The organism is Bacillus pumilus (assembly GCF_038738535.1).
Lineage (GTDB): Bacteria > Bacillota > Bacilli > Bacillales > Bacillaceae > Bacillus.
Genome location: NZ_CP046128.1, coordinates 1,079,414 through 1,096,366, shown reverse-complemented (window position 1 = coordinate 1,096,366; position 16,953 = coordinate 1,079,414). Strand labels below are relative to the sequence as shown.

Below are 16,953 nucleotides of genomic sequence, written 5' to 3'. Positions count from 1 at the left end.
CCTTTCAACAATATATTCCAATTACATATTTTACCTTGAATTCTCTATTTTTCATACTATTTTTTGAAAATTGGAACTTAATTGATTTTTATTATAAAGAAAAAAGAGGCATGACACATGCCTCTAAAGACTTATTCCTTCTGACTCTTAGTCAATTGCTTATGGCTTTCTTTGATAGGTCCAAACACGATTATGGTTCGAGTTATCCGGAAAGACGTCGCCTGCTTGAAGCTTAATCTTTAAAGGATCTTTCACCATACTGCCGGTTTCACCGATCTCGATATACACACCATTATTCGGTGCTTTATTCCCTGATTTAAATTGATGCTTCTGACCCATTCCCATCCTCCTTTCTCGATGATGTTATTATGTCCCGTCACTTGCCTCTCCAATCCTTTATGCAAAAAGTCCCTGCTCCTACGAGTCAGGGACACTTTTCATTTAATTGGTTTGTTGATACATGAGCTCTTTGATTAACGCTTTTTGTACATGCAAACGGTTTTCTGCCTGCTGAAAAACTTTTGAGTGCGGCCCGTCAATAATGTCCGCTGTCACTTCTTCTCCGCGGTGTGCCGGGAGACAATGAAGGAAAATATAATCCTTTGCTGCATAACTCATTAGTTCGTCATTGACTTGATATTCTTTAAATTCAGCAAGGCGTTTCTCTGTTTCTGCTTCCTGCCCCATGCTTGTAAACACATCGGAATAAATGACATCTGCATCTTGGACAGCAGCGACAGGGTCTGTCGTAACGATGACTTCTGCGCCTGATTGTTTTGCAAACTCACGTGCCGTGTCTGTTACTTCTTGGAGCGGTTCATAGCCTTCTGGTGATGCAACAGCAATGTCACAGCCTAGCTGCGCACAGCCAACCATCAAGGAGTGAGCCACGTTATTTCCGTCACCAATATAGGCTACTTTGATTCCTTTTAATGTTCCTTTTACTTCTTTGATTGTCAATAAATCAGCAAGTGCCTGACATGGATGGGAGTAGTCAGTCAGTCCATTGATGACAGGAATAGACGCGTATTGTGCTAGCTCCTCGACCTTCTCATGTTCAAAGGTCCGAATCATAATGCCATCCACATAGCCAGACAGCACTTGTGCAGTATCACTGATCGTTTCTCCTCTGCCAATTTGCAAATCATTTGAGCTGAGGAAGAGCGCATGTCCTCCTAGCTGCGTCATTCCCGCTTCAAACGATACACGAGTTCTAGTTGACGATTTTTCAAAGATCATCGCTAACGTTTTCCCTTTGAATAAATCCTGATAGGGATTTTGTTTCATTTCTTCCGCTTTTTCAATTAAATAAGCAATGTCATTGATTGAGAAATCTTTTAACGATAAAAAGTCTTTTCCGTATAATGCCGGTTGCACGTCGACTTGACTCATGCCGTCACTTCCTTTTTATATAATTCTTTGAGCGATACTGGTGATACATCTCCATTTTTTCCTTGCAGGAATGCTTGAGCTGTTTCATCTTCGGTTAGAACTTGGACGCCATGTGTGAGTGCTTTTACACGCTGCTCTTTTGCCTCTTCATCTTCCCCTAAATGGATATGAAGCGACTTATCTTCGTTTTGCAGCCAAGTTTCAAAGCTGTCCGTCCAGACGTCAAAGCCTGCATGTTTCGCTTTATCTACCAATTGTTCACTGCCTTTTATAAAGAGGCTGCCTTTCTGATGCCAGATTGACGCAAACACTTTTTTCAAGGCGCTTTCGGCGTTCTTGCCTACACACATTCCTTCTCCTGTCGCTTTCATTTCAGGTGTCAGCTTTAAGTCAATATCTTGAATGGCATGTGATGAGAAGACTGGGAATTTGACCGCTGTTCCCCCTTTGTTTTTCGTTGCAGGGTTCAGTTCTTCAAGCGTCGCACCCGCTAATAATTGAGTCGCAAGCGGAATCATGTCAATGCCCATTACTTTGCTGACGACTGGAACCGTCCGGCTTGCCCGCGGATTTACCTCTAGTACAAGCGCCTGATCCCCTTTGATCACAAATTGGATATTCATAATGCCCTTAAACGCTAATTTCTTCGCTATTTGTTCGGACGCAGTATGCACCTGCTGTTTGATGTCTTCGCTGATGGAGACACTTGGTAAAATGGCAAAGCTGTCACCTGAGTGGACGCCCGCTTTCTCTATATGCTCCACGATCGTTGGAATGAAGGTCGTTTTTCCGTCAGAAATCAGATCCACTTCAACTTCTTTTCCAGTGACATACTCATCAATTAAGATCGGGTACGGCAAATGATCTGGCTGATCAAGCAATGATGTCAAATGTGCTTCTGACTGGACAACGATCATCCCCATTCCGCCAATGACATACGATGGGCGAATTAACACAGGGTAACCAATGATTCTGGCATGTGCGAGTGCTTCTTCTTTTGAGTCAGCCGTATTTCCTTCTGCATGAGGAAGATTCAGTTCATCAAGAAGCTGATAGAACAAATCACGATCTTCGAGCGCATCTAGCGTGTCAAAGGATGTACCTAACAACGTGACGCCGGCTTTTTCTAAGCCTTCTGCTACATTGATGGCAGTCTGTCCGCCAAATTGGACGATGACGAAATCAATTTTTTCTGCTTCGACAACGTTTAAGATGTGCTCTAATGTAATGGGTTCAAAATATAAACGATCTGCGATCTCATAATCCGTACTGACCGTCTCTGGATTGTTGTTCATCATGATGGTTTCAAAGCCAAGCTTTTGCAGGGTAAGAACGCCATGAACTGCACTATAGTCAAACTCGACTCCCTGCCCAATTCGAATCGGACCAGAGCCAATGATGAGTGCACGCTGCTTTGTTTTCTCCTGATGCTCTCCATCACTTTTGCCAAAGTATGTGGAATAGAAGTAGTTCGTTTTTGCATCAAATTCTGCCGCACATGTGTCGACAATTTTAAATGAAGCCGTAATGTCATATTCTTGACGAAGCTGTCTAATGGCCTCTTCACTGTGGCCTGTAAGAAGAGCAATCGTTTCATCAAGGAAGCCCTTTTCCTTTACCTTTTTCAAGGTGTCTTTTGAGAGCGTTCCCTCATGGTTCTTCAATTCCTGTTCGAGAATGATCATATTCTTGAACACATGTAAGAAGAATAGATCAATTTTCGTCGCTTGATGAATCGTTTCGACCGTTTCTTGTCTTGAAAGAAGCTCCATGACAGCGAAGAAACGTCGATCGTCTGGTGTTTTGATCAGTTCAAATAGTTGTTCAGTCGATTGGTCTTTCAATTCTGGCAGGTGGAAGCCCTTTGTTTTGATTTCAAGGGAGGCGACGGCTTTTTGAATGGCTGACTCTAAATTACGGTCAATCGCCATGACTTCGCCAGTCGCCTTCATTTTTGTTCCTAATTGACGATCTGCCTGTTTAAATTTATCAAACGGCCAGCGTGGGAATTTCACGACGACATAATCGAGTGCCGGCTCGAAACTAGCATAAGTTGTGCCTGTGAGCGGGTTTTTGAGTTCGTCTAGTGTATAGCCTACCGCAAGCTTTGCCGCCATTTTAGCAATTGGATAGCCTGTTGCTTTTGAGGCAAGAGCAGATGAACGGCTGACCCGTGGATTCACCTCAATGACAAAGTATTCTTTACTGAGTGGATCAAGGGCGAATTGGATGTTGCATCCGCCGACTACATCCAGTGCTGAAATGATTTTCAGGCTCGCTGAACGAAGCATTTGATAATCCTGGTCTGTTAATGTTTGGGAAGGTGCAACGACAATCGAGTCTCCTGTATGCACACCAACTGGATCGATATTTTCCATATTACAAACCGTAATACACGTATTTTGACGGTCTCTCATGACCTCATATTCGACTTCTTTAAAGCCAGCGATGCTTTTTTCAACTAAACACTGATGAATCGGGCTCGCTAAAAGGGCTCCTTCAATGAGCGGTTTAAACGCTTCTTCTGTTAAGGCAATTCCGCCGCCCTTTCCGCCAAGTGTGTATGCTGGTCTTAGGATGACTGGGAAGCCTACTTCTTTTGCAAATTGAAGGGCATCTTTCGCATTATCCACAATCTCACTATCTGGCACAGGTTCGTTCAACTGCTTCATGAGAGCACGGAATTTCTCTCGATCTTCACCGTTTTCAATTGTTTCAACTGACGTTCCGAGCAGGGTTACCCCATGCTTCTTCAGCACACCGGCTTTTTCTAGCTCGACAGCAAGGTTTAAAGCGGTCTGTCCGCCAAGGTTGGCTAAAAGACCATCTGGTTTTTCCTTTTCGATGATTCTTGTCACTGAATCAACTGAAAGCGGTTCAAAATAGATTTCATCAGCAAATGATTCGTCTGTCATAATGGTTGCTGGGTTGTTATTCACTAAAATGACTTTGTAGCCCTCTTCTTTTAAGGCCATACATCCTTGTGTTCCTGAGTAATCAAATTCTGCTGCCTGACCAATGATGATTGGACCAGACCCGATGACTAGAATGGTTTGTATGCTTTGATCTTTAGGCATGTGCAACTTCTCTCCTTGCTTGTTTCACTTTCTCAATAAAATCATCGAATACCCATTCACTTTCAGCAGGACCTGGGTGTGCTTCTGGATGAAATTGAACTGACATAATTAGCTTCTCTTTATGAATGAAACCTTCTACAGATCCATCATTGACATGAAGGAATTTCACGTCCACTTCTTTGTCATTCATGCTTTTTTCATTCACCACATAGCTGTGGTTCTGACTTGTCATGAAAACACGTTTGGATTCTGTATCTTGTACAGGGTGATTCGCCCCGCGGTGGCCAAATGGAAGCTTATACGTATCCCCGCCAAGTGCGAGAGCGATTAATTGATGACCTAAGCAGATTCCAAGTGTCGGGAAGGTCATCATGATGTCATGAATGGTTTTTAAATATGGCTTCATTGTTTTGGGATCACCAGGTCCATTTGACAGCAGAATCGCATCTGGCTTGATCTCAAACACCTTTTCCAGCTGTTTGTACGGAATGACGGTTACTTTACAGCCGCGCGCTTCAAGCGAATCTGCAATTGATTTTTTAAAGCCAAAATCAATGAGCGCTACATGTTCCTCGCCGCTGCCTTGTGTGTAGATCTCGTCCTCTGTCACCTGTGCGACCACATTGTCTTGTTTCATGGCCGGCGGTGTTTCGTTTTCGTCTACACTGATCACAGCGTTCATCGTCCCATTTGCCCGGATGTTTTGCACGACTGCACGTGTATCTGTATGCGTCAGAAGCGGAATGTTCCACTTCTGTAAATAATCTTTTAAGCTAACCGCTGCAAGATGATGAGAGAAATGATCAGCTGCTTCATACACAACAACAGCTTTCACTTGTGGTTTTTTGCTCTCAAAGTCTTCATGATTAATGCCGTAATTTCCGATGAGTGGATATGTGAAAACAATGATTTGTCCCTTATAGGAAGGATCTGTGAGCACCTCTTGGTAACCTGTCATCCCTGTAAAGAAAACCACTTCACCTGTCATGCCAGCTTCTCCTGTCAGATCTCCTTCAAAAGAGGCTCCATCTTCTAAATTTAAATAACCTTTCATGCTTGTGTCACCCCAAATTGAATAATTAGTAATATAAATGCATTTTTATGCGTTTTGGTGTAAAAAAATTTAAACCGTCACTGCTTCATTTGCTAAAACCTGAGTAATCGCTTCTATTGCATGATCTATTTCTGCTTTTTCTACATTCAGCGGAGGTAATAACCGAATCACATTTGGACCAGCTGGAAGTACCAGCAACCCTTGTTCTCTAAGAGCTGTGATATAATCACCGACTGGCTGATGACATTCAATCCCTGCCATCAATCCTTTTCCGCGTACTTCTTTTACGATATTCAGTTGTTTCAGATCTTGCAGCTTTTCTAACAGATAAGCACCTTTTTCTTTGACTTCTGAAAGAAACTCTTCTTTGAAAATGACATCTAGTGTTGCATTCACTGCGGCCATGGCAAGCATGTTGCCACCAAAGGTTGTTCCGTGTGAACCTGGTGAGAATGCATCTCCTAAAGCCTTTTTCCCGATGACCGCACCGACTGGGAAGCCGTTTCCTAAGCCTTTAGCAGAAGAGATAATATCAGGATCAAGTCCCGTTTGTTCGTATGCAAACGCTGTTCCTGTACGTCCAATACCCGTTTGAATTTCGTCTACGATCAGCAGTGCTTCATGCTTTTTGCAAAACGCTTGAACGGCTTCTAGAAATTCTGCTGTTGCTGGATTTACTCCACCTTCTCCTTGCACAACCTCGAGCATTACCGCTGCCACATCATCGACTTCACACGCCGCAATAGCGTCTGGGTCATTAAACGGTACATAATGAAAGCCTTCCAGCATAGGGCCAAAGCCAGTTTTGATTTTATCTTGACCTGTAGCAGCCATACCAGCATACGTGCGCCCATGAAAAGAGTGCAAAAATGTCACGATATTTGTTTTCCCTGTTGCTTTACGTGCTAATTTGATCGCGCCTTCATTTGCCTCAGCTCCGCTATTGCAGAAAAACACGAGGTCTCCTGAACTGTTTGCCGCAAGCTTTTCTGCTGCTTTTTCCTGCAGTCCATTTTCAAATAGATTCGATACATGCCAGACGTGATCAAGCTGCTTCTTGATGGCTTGATTGACCTTTGGGTGATTGTGGCCTAGATTTGTAACCGCAATGCCTTGTATAAAGTCTAAGTATTTTTTTCCATTTGTATCGACTGCCCAAGAACCTGCTGCCTCTTTAATTTCAACATTCCACCGTCCATACGTTTGAAAGAGATGACTCACAGGACCGCCTCCTTTTGTTTCACAATTCTTGTTCCTTTAAAGGTTTCCCCTGTAAAGATACTGCCTTTGCCATTCACGATCATGACTTCATCCACATCTCCTGATAAAGCACTTAAAGCGGATTGCACTTTTGGAATCATTCCCCCGGAAATAATGCCTTCATCAATGAGTGAAAGAGCTTCTTGTTCGGTGACGACATCTAATAATTCACCATTTTTTAAAATGCCTTCCACATCTGTAACAAACATGAGCTTATCAGCTTTCATCGCTCCTGCGACAGCTGATGCTGCTAAATCAGCATTTACGTTTAACGTTTGGCATTCTTCTGTCATAGACAGCGGTGCAATAACAGGAATAAATTGTTTTTCCATTAATGCTTCTGCCATCTCTGGATGGACTTCTTTGATTTCGCCAACGTATCCGTACACGTCTTGATCGAGGAAATCGGCGACAAGCATCTGCCCATCTTTTCCAGATACGCCGACAGATGAAATATCATGCTTTGCGAGCTCTGACACAAAGTATTTATTCACCGTTCCCGAGAGGACCATTTCAGCTACTTCTAATACAGGCTTCGTTGTTTTACGCTGCCCGTCAACAAATTCTGTTTTCACTTCTAATTTTTGCAGCATGCTAGTGATTTCAGGACCTCCACCATGGACGATAGCCAGCTTAAATCCAGCAGCTTGAAGTGAGCGGACATTTTCATAAAAGGTATCTGAAAGTTCTCGAATGACACTGCCTCCACACTTAAATACGATCGTTTTATCCATGTCTATCTCCTTCATTATGTGCGATAGCTCGCGTTAATTTTCACATAATCATAGGTAAGGTCACAGCCCCATGCTGCTGCTTTACCATTTCCCTCATTCATTTGAATCAAAATCGTGATCTCATCCTGCTCTAGATACGCTTTTGCTTCCTCTTCTGAGAATGGCTGCGGTTCATTATGTTTAAACAGACATTGTGCGCCTAAATAAACTTCTACCTCTTGTGGTGTGACGGAAGCTGCACTATGACCAATGGCTCCGACGATTCGCCCCCAGTTGGCGTCGGTGCCGTAGACGGCTGTTTTCACAAGACTTGAACCAACGATTTTCTTCGCTATGATGCCGGCTTCTAAATTATTTTTGGCGCCAGCAACTTGCGCTTCAATTAATTTCGTTGCACCTTCTCCGTCTCTTGCAATCTCTTTGGCAAGATCCTCACAAGCTAGCTTTAATCCTTCTTTGAACAATGGCCATTCTGGATGCTTTTCATTGAGTGCTTCATTTTCTGCCATGCCATTTGCCATTACGAGTACCATATCGTTTGTCGATGTTTCCCCATCGACGGTAATTTGATTAAAGGTCACATCGGTAATGTCACGAAGTGCGTTTTGCAGGGCTTCCTGTTCGACATTTGCATCCGTTGTCACGAAGCCAAGCATCGTTGCCATGTTCGGATGAATCATGCCAGAGCCCTTTGCTGCACCTGCAATTAGAATCTCTTTGCCGTTTATCGTCAGGGTGTATGTTGTATTTTTAATGACTGTATCTGTCGTTAAGATTGCCTCTTCAAAATGACCATTTCCTGCTTTTGCTTCTTTCAGCTGTGAGATGCCTTTTTTGACTTTATCCATATCGAGACACTCTCCAATGACACCAGTAGAAGAAACAGCAATGTAATCAGGTTCTACCCCTAACATATCTGCGCAGGCTGCCTGCATTTCGTATGCGTCCTTCAAACCTTGCTCACCGGTACATGCATTGGCGATGGCACTATTGACAATGACACCTTTTAATTGCCCTGTCTTTTTTAAGCTTTTCTGAGTGACTTGTAGAGGTGCAGCTTGAAAGTGACTTTGTGTGTATACCGCTGCACTCGCTGCCAGCACCTCACTGACAATCAGTCCAAGGTCTTTTTTTGAATAGCGTAATCCAATATGAATCCCCTTTGCTTCAAAGCCTTTTGGTGATGATACGTCACCGTCTATTTTTACAATGCTTTTTTCATTCAATTCGATCATGTTTGTTGTCTCCCCTGTTCTTATGGATAGAGAGGTGTCATTGTGAGGCCCGCCTCTTCATCTAAACCTTTGATGATGTTGAAGTTTTGAACCGCTTGGCCGGCTGCGCCTTTCATGAGATTGTCGATCACAGACACAATCGTGAGTCTGCCTGTACGTTCATCTAAATGAAAGCCAATGTCACAGAAATTACTGCCGTGTACTTCCCTTGTTTGCGGATACACCCCGTGATCTCTCACTCTGACAAAATAGGAATCTTCATAAAAGCCTTTCATATGCTTCATCAATTCCTCTTTTGTGATATCTGATTTCAGCTGTGTATACATCGTCGCCATAATCCCCCTTGTCATCGGGACAAGATGCGTTGAAAATGTGATGTTCGCCGTTTGCGGATTCCATTCTCTTAATATTTGCTCTATTTCAGGTGTATGTTGATGTTCATTTACCTTATAAATTTTGAAATTGTCGTTTAGCTCTGAAAAATGTGTTCCAAGTGAGGCAGATCGTCCTGCACCGGACACGCCTGTTTTTGCATCTATTATGATCATAGATTCATCGATTAGATTCTGTTTCATCAGCGGTGCTAAACCGAGAAGAACTGCGGTAGGAAAGCACCCTGGGTTTGCAATAACTTCAGCCTGCTCAATTGTTTCACGATTTAATTCAGATAATCCGTACACAGCTTGTTGAACAGATGCTTGATCAGCTGCCCTTCGTTTATACCAAGCTTCATAGGTTGCGCCATCTTGAATGCGCAAATCACCTGATAAATCAATAATGGGCACTCCTTGATTCATGAGCTTCGGCGAAAGTTCACTTGATACGCCTGCCGGTGTCGCTATAAACACAGCATCTGTTTCTCGCACAATGGCAGCGGGATCAATGGCTTTTAATGTTTGATCAGTAATAGTTGTCAGATGCGGATAAGATTGACTGTATAATTGCCCATCACCACTTGATGAATACAATATACATTCCTCCACATGTGGATGATGCTTGAAGATACGAACCAATTCCGCACCACCGTACCCTGTAGCACCTATAATACCTATTTTCAACGTCAATACACCCTCTTGATCTTTGTGAAATTATTTAACATTATAACATGTATAAAAATTAATTCAATTGTATATTTAATATTTGTTTTCATTTTTTTTCAACAAAAAATCCGCATATCTTCATGAGACATGCGGATTTATCTTTCGTTTTTGATATAGATGACCATGAGCGCACTGCATAAATATAATATGGAGCTTGCATAAAAAATGAAATGAACGGTAAAGAAATCAGCAAACAGGCCGCCAAGCATAATCGCGATGGATGAAAAAAGAGCTGTCCAAAAATGATAGTGTCCAACCTCCTTCATTCTTTTATTACCTGTTGTCAGTTCCGTGACAAGCAGTTTCTCCCCGTGTTTTTGAAAGCCGCCTAACGCACCAAGTGCAAGCTGAATCATATACACTTGCTCCACTTCTGTTATATGCGGAAATAGCAGTAAAAGAAACGCCATACCGAACGAATGAATGATTAAAAAGAGACGCCTGTCAGTAGTTTCGGGTAGTTTCCCTAAGAGTAAATGAATAAACGCTCCGCTTAAACCAAATAGGCCATAGGCAAGACCAAACTGTGAATAGCTTGAACCAACATTTTTAATAAAAAGAATGTAAAAAGGGAAAATCAAACTGCTGGCGAAAAACAGCAGGCTTTGTGAGTAGACGAACCATTTCATTGCTTTTGCATTCATTGTGTATTGTACCTTTCATAAAAGTAATTGATAAACCTGCCATCTGGATCTGCTTTCTTTTTCTTTTGGAAGAATACATCGGTTTTAGGATACGCCCGCTTCATTTGTGCCTTCGTTTGATAAGGCATGTACGGTAAGTAATAGCTTCCATGGTGCCGCAGCGTGATATCTGTCATTTGCCGGATGATCCGCTCTGCTTCTGCCTTCTCTTCTTTCTCAAAACCATAATTCACTAAAAGAACAAGGGCAAACATATCTTCTTTCGCATATGAGAGATCCGCTTTTTCATTTTTTTGTACGTAGCGTATCGTGATGTTCATTAAATTCAATTCTTCCTGTTGTAAAAAGTCTCTCATTTCATCGATATACGCACGAAAGCGGTCAACTGGGACGAAATATTCCTGAAGCACATCTGTGTCTGACTCATTTTCATATTCTAAAAAAGCAGAATCTGAACGCATCACATTGTTTCTTGTGATCAGCTGATCATTTTGACTTTGGAAATACTTTTTTTGCAAATTCCAGAGCAGATCTTTCCCCATATCAAATCTTCTTGAAAGGCCGAGCATAAATTTCAATGGCATGACGAGCTGATCTTCCTTTAGCTCTCGGTATGGTTCGAGCTCTTGATGAGTTGAGAGGGAATAGTTCGTTACATACATCTCCTTCAAAAAGTTTGTTTTCGCTGTTGAGATTCTTGCGAGATGCATGCGTACTTCTTTATTGTGTTTGACATGCTTTTGAAAATAATCGGTGTATTCACGATAATCAAGAGAGGTTGTCTCCATTTTGTATAATTCATCTCTCGTTAGCGAAAGCTCAACATCTAAAATCACGCCGAACAAACCATATCCGCCAATCACGGCTGTAAACAAATCATCGCCTGGCTTCACTGTAACGATCTCCCCATCTGCCTTTAGCAGCCTAAAGGAACGAACCGTGTCAATGAGTGATCCGTAGCGAATGTCACGTCCATGTGCGTTTGCACTGAGAGAACCGCCAATCGTGAAGATATTCTGTGATTGCATGACCTTCACGGCAAGACCATATGGGTTCACATATGTTTGTATATCATCCCATGTAACGCCGCTTTGGACCCGAATCGTTTTCTTTTTTCATCAAATGCTAAAATCTGACGGAATTTGGTCATATCAAACACGATGCCATTTTCATAATACGTGTGGCCGCCCATGCTATGCTGTTTCCCTGCAATGGATATCGGCAGGTTTTTTGCTTTCGCTTCTTTTAATACTTCTTTTAAAGTGTCTATTTCTTTTCCTTGAACGACTTTTTTTATTTTGACAGGCATAAGATGACTGACATCTGTAAAGGCTTCAAGATCTTGGCTTTTGTGTGCTTGCTCCTCACGAATGGTGATTGATGCAAAAAATGCAGCAGCGTATCCCACTAAAAGAACAATCCATAACCATTTTCGTTTCATTATGAGGCTCCGATCTGTTATATTACACCCATTATATCAATACGTTCTCTTCCTCCACCTTATTTTTTCATAAAAAAAACCTGGCATGAGTTCAACTCATACCAGGCATTTTCATTTTTGCTTATTGAATACCGAGCGCAATTTTTGCGTATCTTGACATTTTGTCTCGTGTCCAAGGCGGATTCCATACGATGTGAACTTCTGTTTCTTTCACTTCTGGAAGATCACTTAATGCTTTTTTCACTTCATCCACGATAACTGGTGCAAGGGGACACCCCATTGATGTTAAGGTCATCGTGATATCCGCTTTTCCATTCTCATCAAGATCGACATCATAGACAAGTCCAAGGTTGACGATGTCGACATTTAGCTCAGGGTCAATCACCTGTTCTAGGGCGCCTAAAATATTTTCTTTCAATGCTTCATCCATGATATCCACTCCTTTTCCATTAGTATAACGTACTTTTTCCTTTGACTAAACGTTTGTGCTTTTCAGATGTGTCACAAACCAGTCAATCGTTTCAAACATTGCTTGTCTTGAGACCTTATGACCAGCCTGTCCATCTGTAATAAAACGTATCAGGTGCGGATCTTCTTTATATTGGGTTGCTGCTAACTCGTCATAAAGAGCCTTTGCATGTCTGTAAGGGACAACTGAATCGTTTTCTGCATGCCAGAATAACAGCGGTCTTTTGTTTAATCGATCTGTTTGCAGCGTTAAATCATAAGGGCGCAGGGCGTCTAATTGCTGATGAACCTCTTCGTCTGTAATTTCTTTCATCAATCCTTTGTGCCGCATGTCCATGATTTGTGCTTGTAGGAATGTCGTATATTTCGGACTGCCCATCAAGCTGACTGCTGCTTTAACCCAATCATGCTTGGCGAGTGCACCAAAGGTCGTGATGCCGCCCATGGAAGTACCTGCAACACCAATCAGATCGGCTTCAATCAATTGTTTTTCTTGAAAGTATGTTTTGAGTATATCGATTTCACGTATTTCGTTCAGGACAATTTCCCAGAACTTTGATGCCAGTTCCTCTAAGCTGAGGTTTTCTGATCTTACACCATGATAAGCACAGTCAGGCAAAATCACTCTCATGCCTTTTTCCGCCAAATGAAAGGCGAAGTGTAAGTTGTGCTCACGTGCACTTGTAAATCCGTGTATGAAAAATACAAGCGGCAGCGGTTTGTCTTTATTTTCAGCTTTTACGATATGTAAAAATGGAATATCGTGTTCAGTTTGCTCATCAATGGTGATCACAGCCTATGAATCCTCCTTTATCATTCCCGTCTTTGTTTATTTTAACATGTAGACAACAAAGATGTGATAAAGATACACTATAGATAGAGGCGCCGCACGAACTGCCTCCTATCACTTACAGATCAAAGGAGATTTTATGGAGACTAAACCTTACCTAATCGCACTTGACCTGGATGGCACGTTATTAAAAGATGATAAAACCATCTCTACACACACGCTTGACGTCATTCAAAAAGTGAAAGACAGCGGGCATCATGTCTGTATTTCAACCGGCCGGCCATTTCGTTCCAGCTCTCCTTATTATCAGCAATTACAGCTTGATTCACCCATTGTGAATTTTAATGGCGCGTTTGTCCATCATCCTCTTGATGAAAAATGGGGCAGATTTCATACGTCACTTGATCTCCAAGTCGTTAAACAGCTTGTAGACATTAGTGAGGAGTACAAAGTGCACAATGTGCTAGCTGAAGTGTTAGACGATTTGTATTTCCATTACCATGATGAGAAGCTCATTGATATATTTAATATGAATGCAAATAAAGTCACCGTGGGAGACCTTCGGGACAACCTTGGAGAAAATGTGACGAGCGTGTTAATCCATGCAAAAGAAGAGGACGTTGGAGCCATTCGAAGCTATTTATCAGATGTTCATGCAGAAGTGATTGATCACCGGCGATGGGCTGCACCGTGGCACGTGATTGAAATCATTAAAACAGGCATGAACAAGGCCGTTGGACTGCAAAAGATCAGTGATTATTACGGCGTTCCACAGGAGCGGATTCTGGCATTCGGAGATGAAGACAATGATTTAGAAATGCTTGAATTTGCTGGATGCGGCGTGGCAATGGGCAATGGAATCGATGCGGTGAAACGTGTTTCAAATGAAGTCACTGATACGAACGAACAAGATGGGATTGCAAAGTTTCTAACGAATTACTTCTCGCTTTAATTTTTCCATTCATACATAACCGAAGGAAGCGGGCATACTACCGTTAGACAGGTTGTCCTGTCAGCTTGTGTAAAGGGGCGGATTCCGAATGGGTAAAAGAAGCAAATCGAAACGCTTTATACAACAAGGTAAAGATTCAGTCAGTCTGCATGACGCACGTTTTCCTTATCGTTCGACACTTGAAGAAGCGGCGGCGGACAGGGGAAATATGAAGACTGATGCTTCTGGAGGTTCATTGTGAGAAACGAACTTTTTGATCAAGCCAAATCATTTACTGAAGAAGCCCTTACTTCTTCATTTTCATCTGGGTTAGAGCGTCAACAGGCGGTCAAACGAGCCAAAAATGCCGTATCTTCTGCATTTGCCAATTCGACAGATGCAGAAAGAAACCAACTGCATACCTTCCAAGACTTGCTCGATGATCTCTAACATAAAAAAAGCTGTCCACCATTGGACAGCTTTTTCTGATTCTCATGAAGCAGGAAGCACTTATTTCACTTGGAACGTTTTCTTTTCCGTGATTTGCTTCAGCCCTTCTGCTTTTCCTTTAAATGTGACGACCGCTTCATACGTTCCCGGCTTGACACCGTTTGACCACGTATCTTGAAAATCATAGGCTTCGCCTTTCTTCAGCACAAATGATTGGATGGCCTGTGTGAACATACGGTCTTTCGAATAGCGGTATTGTTCATTTCCGTTTTCGTCATACACACTGAGCTCGAATTTCTGGCTTGTGTTAAAAGTAAATTCAATATCTCGATCTGATTCATTTTTCAGCGACATGTTAAATTGAACCGAAGAACCTTTCTGGACGGGGTCTACTGTGAGTACAACCGTTTTTTCTCCCATTTGACCGGATACCTCCTTGTCTGGTTCATCCTTTTTTTGTTGTCCACAAGCGGCTAAAATCAATAAAACGAGAAGAAGCACCAACCCTTTTTTCATTTACTACCCACCTTTTAATCTCGTCTGAAAAATCCAAGAATATTGGTTGTTTGCACAATATTTGTAAAGGCTTTTGGATCGACTTCTTTAATAATTTGTTCAAGTTCATACAGCTCATACCTTGTAATGACGATCACCATCATTTCTTTTTGCTCGTTGGTAAAAGCTCCTTTTGCAGGTACAGTCGTAATGCCCCTAACCATTTTTCCATAAATGGCTTCTTTGATTTCATCAGCTTTCTTCGTCACAATCATCGCGGTCAGCTTCTCATGTCTTGTATGGATGGCATCAATGACCCTTGTGGTCACATATAATGTGACAAGGGTATATAATGCTTTCTCCCAACCTTGTAATAATCCTGCTGTAAAGATGATGATTCCATTTAAAATGAAGAAATATGTGCCGACTGGTTTATCCTTCCACTTCGCTAAGATCATGGCAAGGATGTCGAGCCCGCCTGTTGATGCCCCATATTTGAGGGTGATCCCAATCCCGAGTGCAGATATGACGCCGCCAAACACAGCATTTAGTAATATATCCTGTGAAACACTCGTTTCCGGTAAGATGCCGAGGAAAATGGTCGTCAGTGCAACACTGATGATGCTGTATAACGTAAAGGAACGGCCAACTTTCATCCAGCCTAAAATGCCGACTGGAATATTTAAAATAAATAATAGGATCCCTGTTGATATATAAAATGGCGCATATTGATCCATTAAGCTGGATAACAGCTGGGCCACCCCTGTAAACCCGCTCGCGTATACATCAGCTGGGATTAAGAATAAGTTCAGTCCAATCGCATTGAGCAGTGCACCAATGACGACGACAATGAGTTTTTTTGCTTCTCCAATGAACATATTGTCATTCCTCCACTTACCATTCTCTCTATGGTTTTCCCTAAAATTTAGAATTTGAACACGAAAAGATGATTTCTGTGATATAGTTAGGCTAAAAAGATGTAAAATATGGCTGATATTTTTAGAAAGAAGGGATTTTGATGACTGTTCATATCATAGCAGACAGTGCTGCTGATCTGCCTCTTTCTTATTATGATGAACATAACATGACGCTCATTCCGCTGCGTGTGTTACTTGGCGAGCAGGAATTTGAAGATTTGATCACCATTGAACCAAAACAAGTATTTGATGCGATGAGACAAGGTGCCAGCCCAAAAACGTCACAAGCTTCACCAAACCGAATCAAAGAAGCCTTTGTTTCTGTCGCACAAACCCATACATCTGCAATCTATGTTGCCTTTTCATCAGAGCTTTCCGGTACATACCAAACAGCTGTGATGATGGCAAACGAAGTGAAGGAAGAATACCCTGATTTTGATTTGCGAATCATTGATTCTAAATGTGCTTCACTCGGCTATGGGCTTGCTGTCAAACACGCTCAATCACTTGCCATTGACGGAAATACAATACAAGAAATTGAAACGTCTGTAAAGCATTTTTGCGAATCTTTACAACATATTTTTACTGTAGACGATTTATCGTATTTAGCAAGAGGCGGAAGAATCAGTAAAGCGTCCGCATTTGTTGGCGGTTTATTAAGCATTAAGCCCATTTTACACGTCGAGGATGGAAAGCTCATACCACTTGAGAAAATCCGCGGACGTAAAAAGCTGTTGAAACGCATTATTGAACTGATGAAAGAACGTGGAACGGATTGGCCAAATCAAACGGTGGGCATTAGTCATGGTGATGATCCTGCACTTGCAGAAGACATGAGACAATTGATTGAAGCCGAATTTCATCCAAAAGAAATTGATATTCAGATTGTCGGCGCGGCTGTTGGGTCCCATTCAGGCCCAGGCACGCTTGCAATCTTCTTTACAGGCAAACCATCATAAAAAGCA

Annotated in this window: 17 protein-coding genes and 1 pseudogene; 4 read left to right on the top strand and 14 right to left on the bottom strand. The window is 42.1% G+C overall.

Annotation, left to right across the window (positions count from 1 at the left end):
* Nucleotides 1-159 precede the first annotated feature (159 nt).
* The 12 genes and pseudogenes from GKC25_RS05285 to GKC25_RS05230 form a co-directional block, all read right to left on the bottom strand.
* Nucleotides 160-339: a YjzC family protein gene (locus tag GKC25_RS05285; RefSeq protein WP_034663316.1), complete on the bottom strand. Its 180-nt coding sequence runs from the start codon at nt 337-339 to the stop codon at nt 160-162.
* A 102-nt stretch (nt 340-441) separates the two neighbouring features.
* A complete protein-coding gene (gene argF / locus GKC25_RS05280) occupies nt 442-1,392 on the bottom strand; it encodes an ornithine carbamoyltransferase (protein WP_034663317.1) in 951 nt (316 codons plus the stop codon).
* Entirely contained in the window at nt 1,389-4,469 is a 3,081-nt protein-coding gene (locus GKC25_RS05275) for a carbamoyl phosphate synthase large subunit (protein WP_060595991.1), read from the bottom strand. Before GKC25_RS05275 ends, argF begins: the two co-directional genes overlap by 4 nt.
* A complete protein-coding gene (locus tag GKC25_RS05270; protein ID WP_066031043.1) occupies nt 4,462-5,523 on the bottom strand; it encodes a carbamoyl phosphate synthase small subunit in 1,062 nt (353 codons plus the stop codon). The genes GKC25_RS05275 and GKC25_RS05270 overlap by 8 nt, the downstream gene beginning before the upstream one ends.
* Nucleotides 5,524-5,592: 69 nt before the next feature.
* A complete protein-coding gene (locus GKC25_RS05265) occupies nt 5,593-6,744 on the bottom strand; it encodes an acetylornithine transaminase (protein ID WP_034663326.1) in 1,152 nt (383 codons plus the stop codon).
* Nucleotides 6,741-7,517, bottom strand: coding sequence for an acetylglutamate kinase (argB, locus tag GKC25_RS05260; RefSeq protein WP_034663330.1), 777 nt, complete (start codon nt 7,515-7,517; stop codon nt 6,741-6,743). Before argB ends, GKC25_RS05265 begins: the two co-directional genes overlap by 4 nt.
* Nucleotides 7,518-7,531: 14 nt before the next feature.
* Nucleotides 7,532-8,752 carry a bifunctional ornithine acetyltransferase/N-acetylglutamate synthase gene (gene argJ, locus GKC25_RS05255; RefSeq protein ID WP_034663333.1) on the bottom strand — a complete coding sequence of 407 codons (1,221 nt, stop codon included), beginning with the start codon at nt 8,750-8,752 and terminating at the stop codon, nt 7,532-7,534.
* 20 nt (nt 8,753-8,772) lie between these two features.
* Nucleotides 8,773-9,810 (bottom strand): N-acetyl-gamma-glutamyl-phosphate reductase, encoded by a 1,038-nt coding sequence (gene argC / locus GKC25_RS05250; protein WP_034663335.1) that lies wholly within the window; start codon nt 9,808-9,810, stop codon nt 8,773-8,775.
* A gap of 137 nt (nt 9,811-9,947) precedes the next feature.
* Nucleotides 9,948-10,496: an MFS transporter gene (locus GKC25_RS05245; RefSeq protein ID WP_034663338.1), complete on the bottom strand. Its 549-nt coding sequence runs from the start codon at nt 10,494-10,496 to the stop codon at nt 9,948-9,950.
* Nucleotides 10,493-11,937: pseudogene (locus GKC25_RS05240) on the bottom strand (FAD-binding protein). The gene GKC25_RS05245 and the pseudogene GKC25_RS05240 overlap by 4 nt, the downstream one beginning before the upstream one ends.
* Before the next feature lie 121 nt (nt 11,938-12,058).
* Nucleotides 12,059-12,367: a metal-sulfur cluster assembly factor gene (locus GKC25_RS05235; protein ID WP_003211530.1), complete on the bottom strand. Its 309-nt coding sequence runs from the start codon at nt 12,365-12,367 to the stop codon at nt 12,059-12,061.
* A gap of 45 nt (nt 12,368-12,412) precedes the next feature.
* Nucleotides 12,413-13,198, bottom strand: a complete 786-nt coding sequence (locus tag GKC25_RS05230) for an alpha/beta fold hydrolase (RefSeq protein ID WP_034663344.1) — start codon at nt 13,196-13,198, stop codon at nt 12,413-12,415.
* A gap of 136 nt (nt 13,199-13,334) precedes the next feature.
* Between GKC25_RS05230 and GKC25_RS05225 the strand changes: the two genes are divergently transcribed.
* From GKC25_RS05225 to GKC25_RS05215, 3 genes are all read left to right on the top strand, one after another.
* Nucleotides 13,335-14,147: a Cof-type HAD-IIB family hydrolase gene (locus GKC25_RS05225; protein ID WP_187704444.1), complete on the top strand. Its 813-nt coding sequence runs from the start codon at nt 13,335-13,337 to the stop codon at nt 14,145-14,147.
* A gap of 88 nt (nt 14,148-14,235) precedes the next feature.
* Nucleotides 14,236-14,388, top strand: a complete 153-nt coding sequence (locus GKC25_RS05220; protein ID WP_034663354.1) for a hypothetical protein — start codon at nt 14,236-14,238, stop codon at nt 14,386-14,388.
* Nucleotides 14,385-14,576, top strand: coding sequence for a DUF3813 domain-containing protein (locus GKC25_RS05215; RefSeq protein ID WP_024425070.1), 192 nt, complete (start codon nt 14,385-14,387; stop codon nt 14,574-14,576). Before GKC25_RS05220 ends, GKC25_RS05215 begins: the two co-directional genes overlap by 4 nt.
* A 60-nt stretch (nt 14,577-14,636) precedes the next feature.
* Here GKC25_RS05215 and GKC25_RS05210 read toward each other — a convergent pair whose 3' ends face one another.
* The gene (locus GKC25_RS05210; RefSeq protein ID WP_066031047.1) at nt 14,637-15,092 is read right to left on the bottom strand and encodes a BsuPI-related putative proteinase inhibitor; all 456 of its coding nucleotides are present in this window, start codon (nt 15,090-15,092) and stop codon (nt 14,637-14,639) included.
* Nucleotides 15,093-15,106: 14 nt separating this feature from the next.
* A complete protein-coding gene (locus GKC25_RS05205; RefSeq protein ID WP_034663360.1) occupies nt 15,107-15,949 on the bottom strand; it encodes a YitT family protein in 843 nt (280 codons plus the stop codon).
* 140 nt (nt 15,950-16,089) lie between these two features.
* Between GKC25_RS05205 and GKC25_RS05200 the strand changes: the two genes are divergently transcribed.
* Nucleotides 16,090-16,947, top strand: a complete 858-nt coding sequence (locus GKC25_RS05200; protein WP_034663363.1) for a DegV family protein — start codon at nt 16,090-16,092, stop codon at nt 16,945-16,947.
* Nucleotides 16,948-16,953 lie beyond the last annotated feature (6 nt).

Excerpts from the sequence above, each read along its gene's own strand:
- argF (WP_034663317.1), bottom strand. The coding sequence starts at position 1,392 with ATGAGTCAAGTCGACGTGCAACCGGCATTATACGGAAAAGACTTTTTA.
- GKC25_RS05275 (WP_060595991.1), bottom strand. The coding sequence starts at position 4,469 with ATGCCTAAAGATCAAAGCATACAAACCATTCTAGTCATCGGGTCTGGT.
- GKC25_RS05205 (WP_034663360.1), bottom strand. The coding sequence starts at position 15,949 with ATGTTCATTGGAGAAGCAAAAAAACTCATTGTCGTCGTCATTGGTGCA.
- GKC25_RS05210 (WP_066031047.1), bottom strand. The coding sequence starts at position 15,092 with ATGAAAAAAGGGTTGGTGCTTCTTCTCGTTTTATTGATTTTAGCCGCT.
- GKC25_RS05235 (WP_003211530.1), bottom strand. The coding sequence starts at position 12,367 with ATGGATGAAGCATTGAAAGAAAATATTTTAGGCGCCCTAGAACAGGTG.
- argB (WP_034663330.1), bottom strand. The coding sequence starts at position 7,517 with ATGGATAAAACGATCGTATTTAAGTGTGGAGGCAGTGTCATTCGAGAA.
- GKC25_RS05220 (WP_034663354.1), top strand. The coding sequence starts at position 14,236 with ATGGGTAAAAGAAGCAAATCGAAACGCTTTATACAACAAGGTAAAGAT.
- GKC25_RS05245 (WP_034663338.1), bottom strand. The coding sequence starts at position 10,496 with ATGAATGCAAAAGCAATGAAATGGTTCGTCTACTCACAAAGCCTGCTG.
- GKC25_RS05200 (WP_034663363.1), top strand. The coding sequence starts at position 16,090 with ATGACTGTTCATATCATAGCAGACAGTGCTGCTGATCTGCCTCTTTCT.
- argJ (WP_034663333.1), bottom strand. The coding sequence starts at position 8,752 with ATGATCGAATTGAATGAAAAAAGCATTGTAAAAATAGACGGTGACGTA.
- GKC25_RS05270 (WP_066031043.1), bottom strand. The coding sequence starts at position 5,523 with ATGAAAGGTTATTTAAATTTAGAAGATGGAGCCTCTTTTGAAGGAGAT.
- GKC25_RS05225 (WP_187704444.1), top strand. The coding sequence starts at position 13,335 with ATGGAGACTAAACCTTACCTAATCGCACTTGACCTGGATGGCACGTTA.
- GKC25_RS05285 (WP_034663316.1), bottom strand. The coding sequence starts at position 339 with ATGGGTCAGAAGCATCAATTTAAATCAGGGAATAAAGCACCGAATAAT.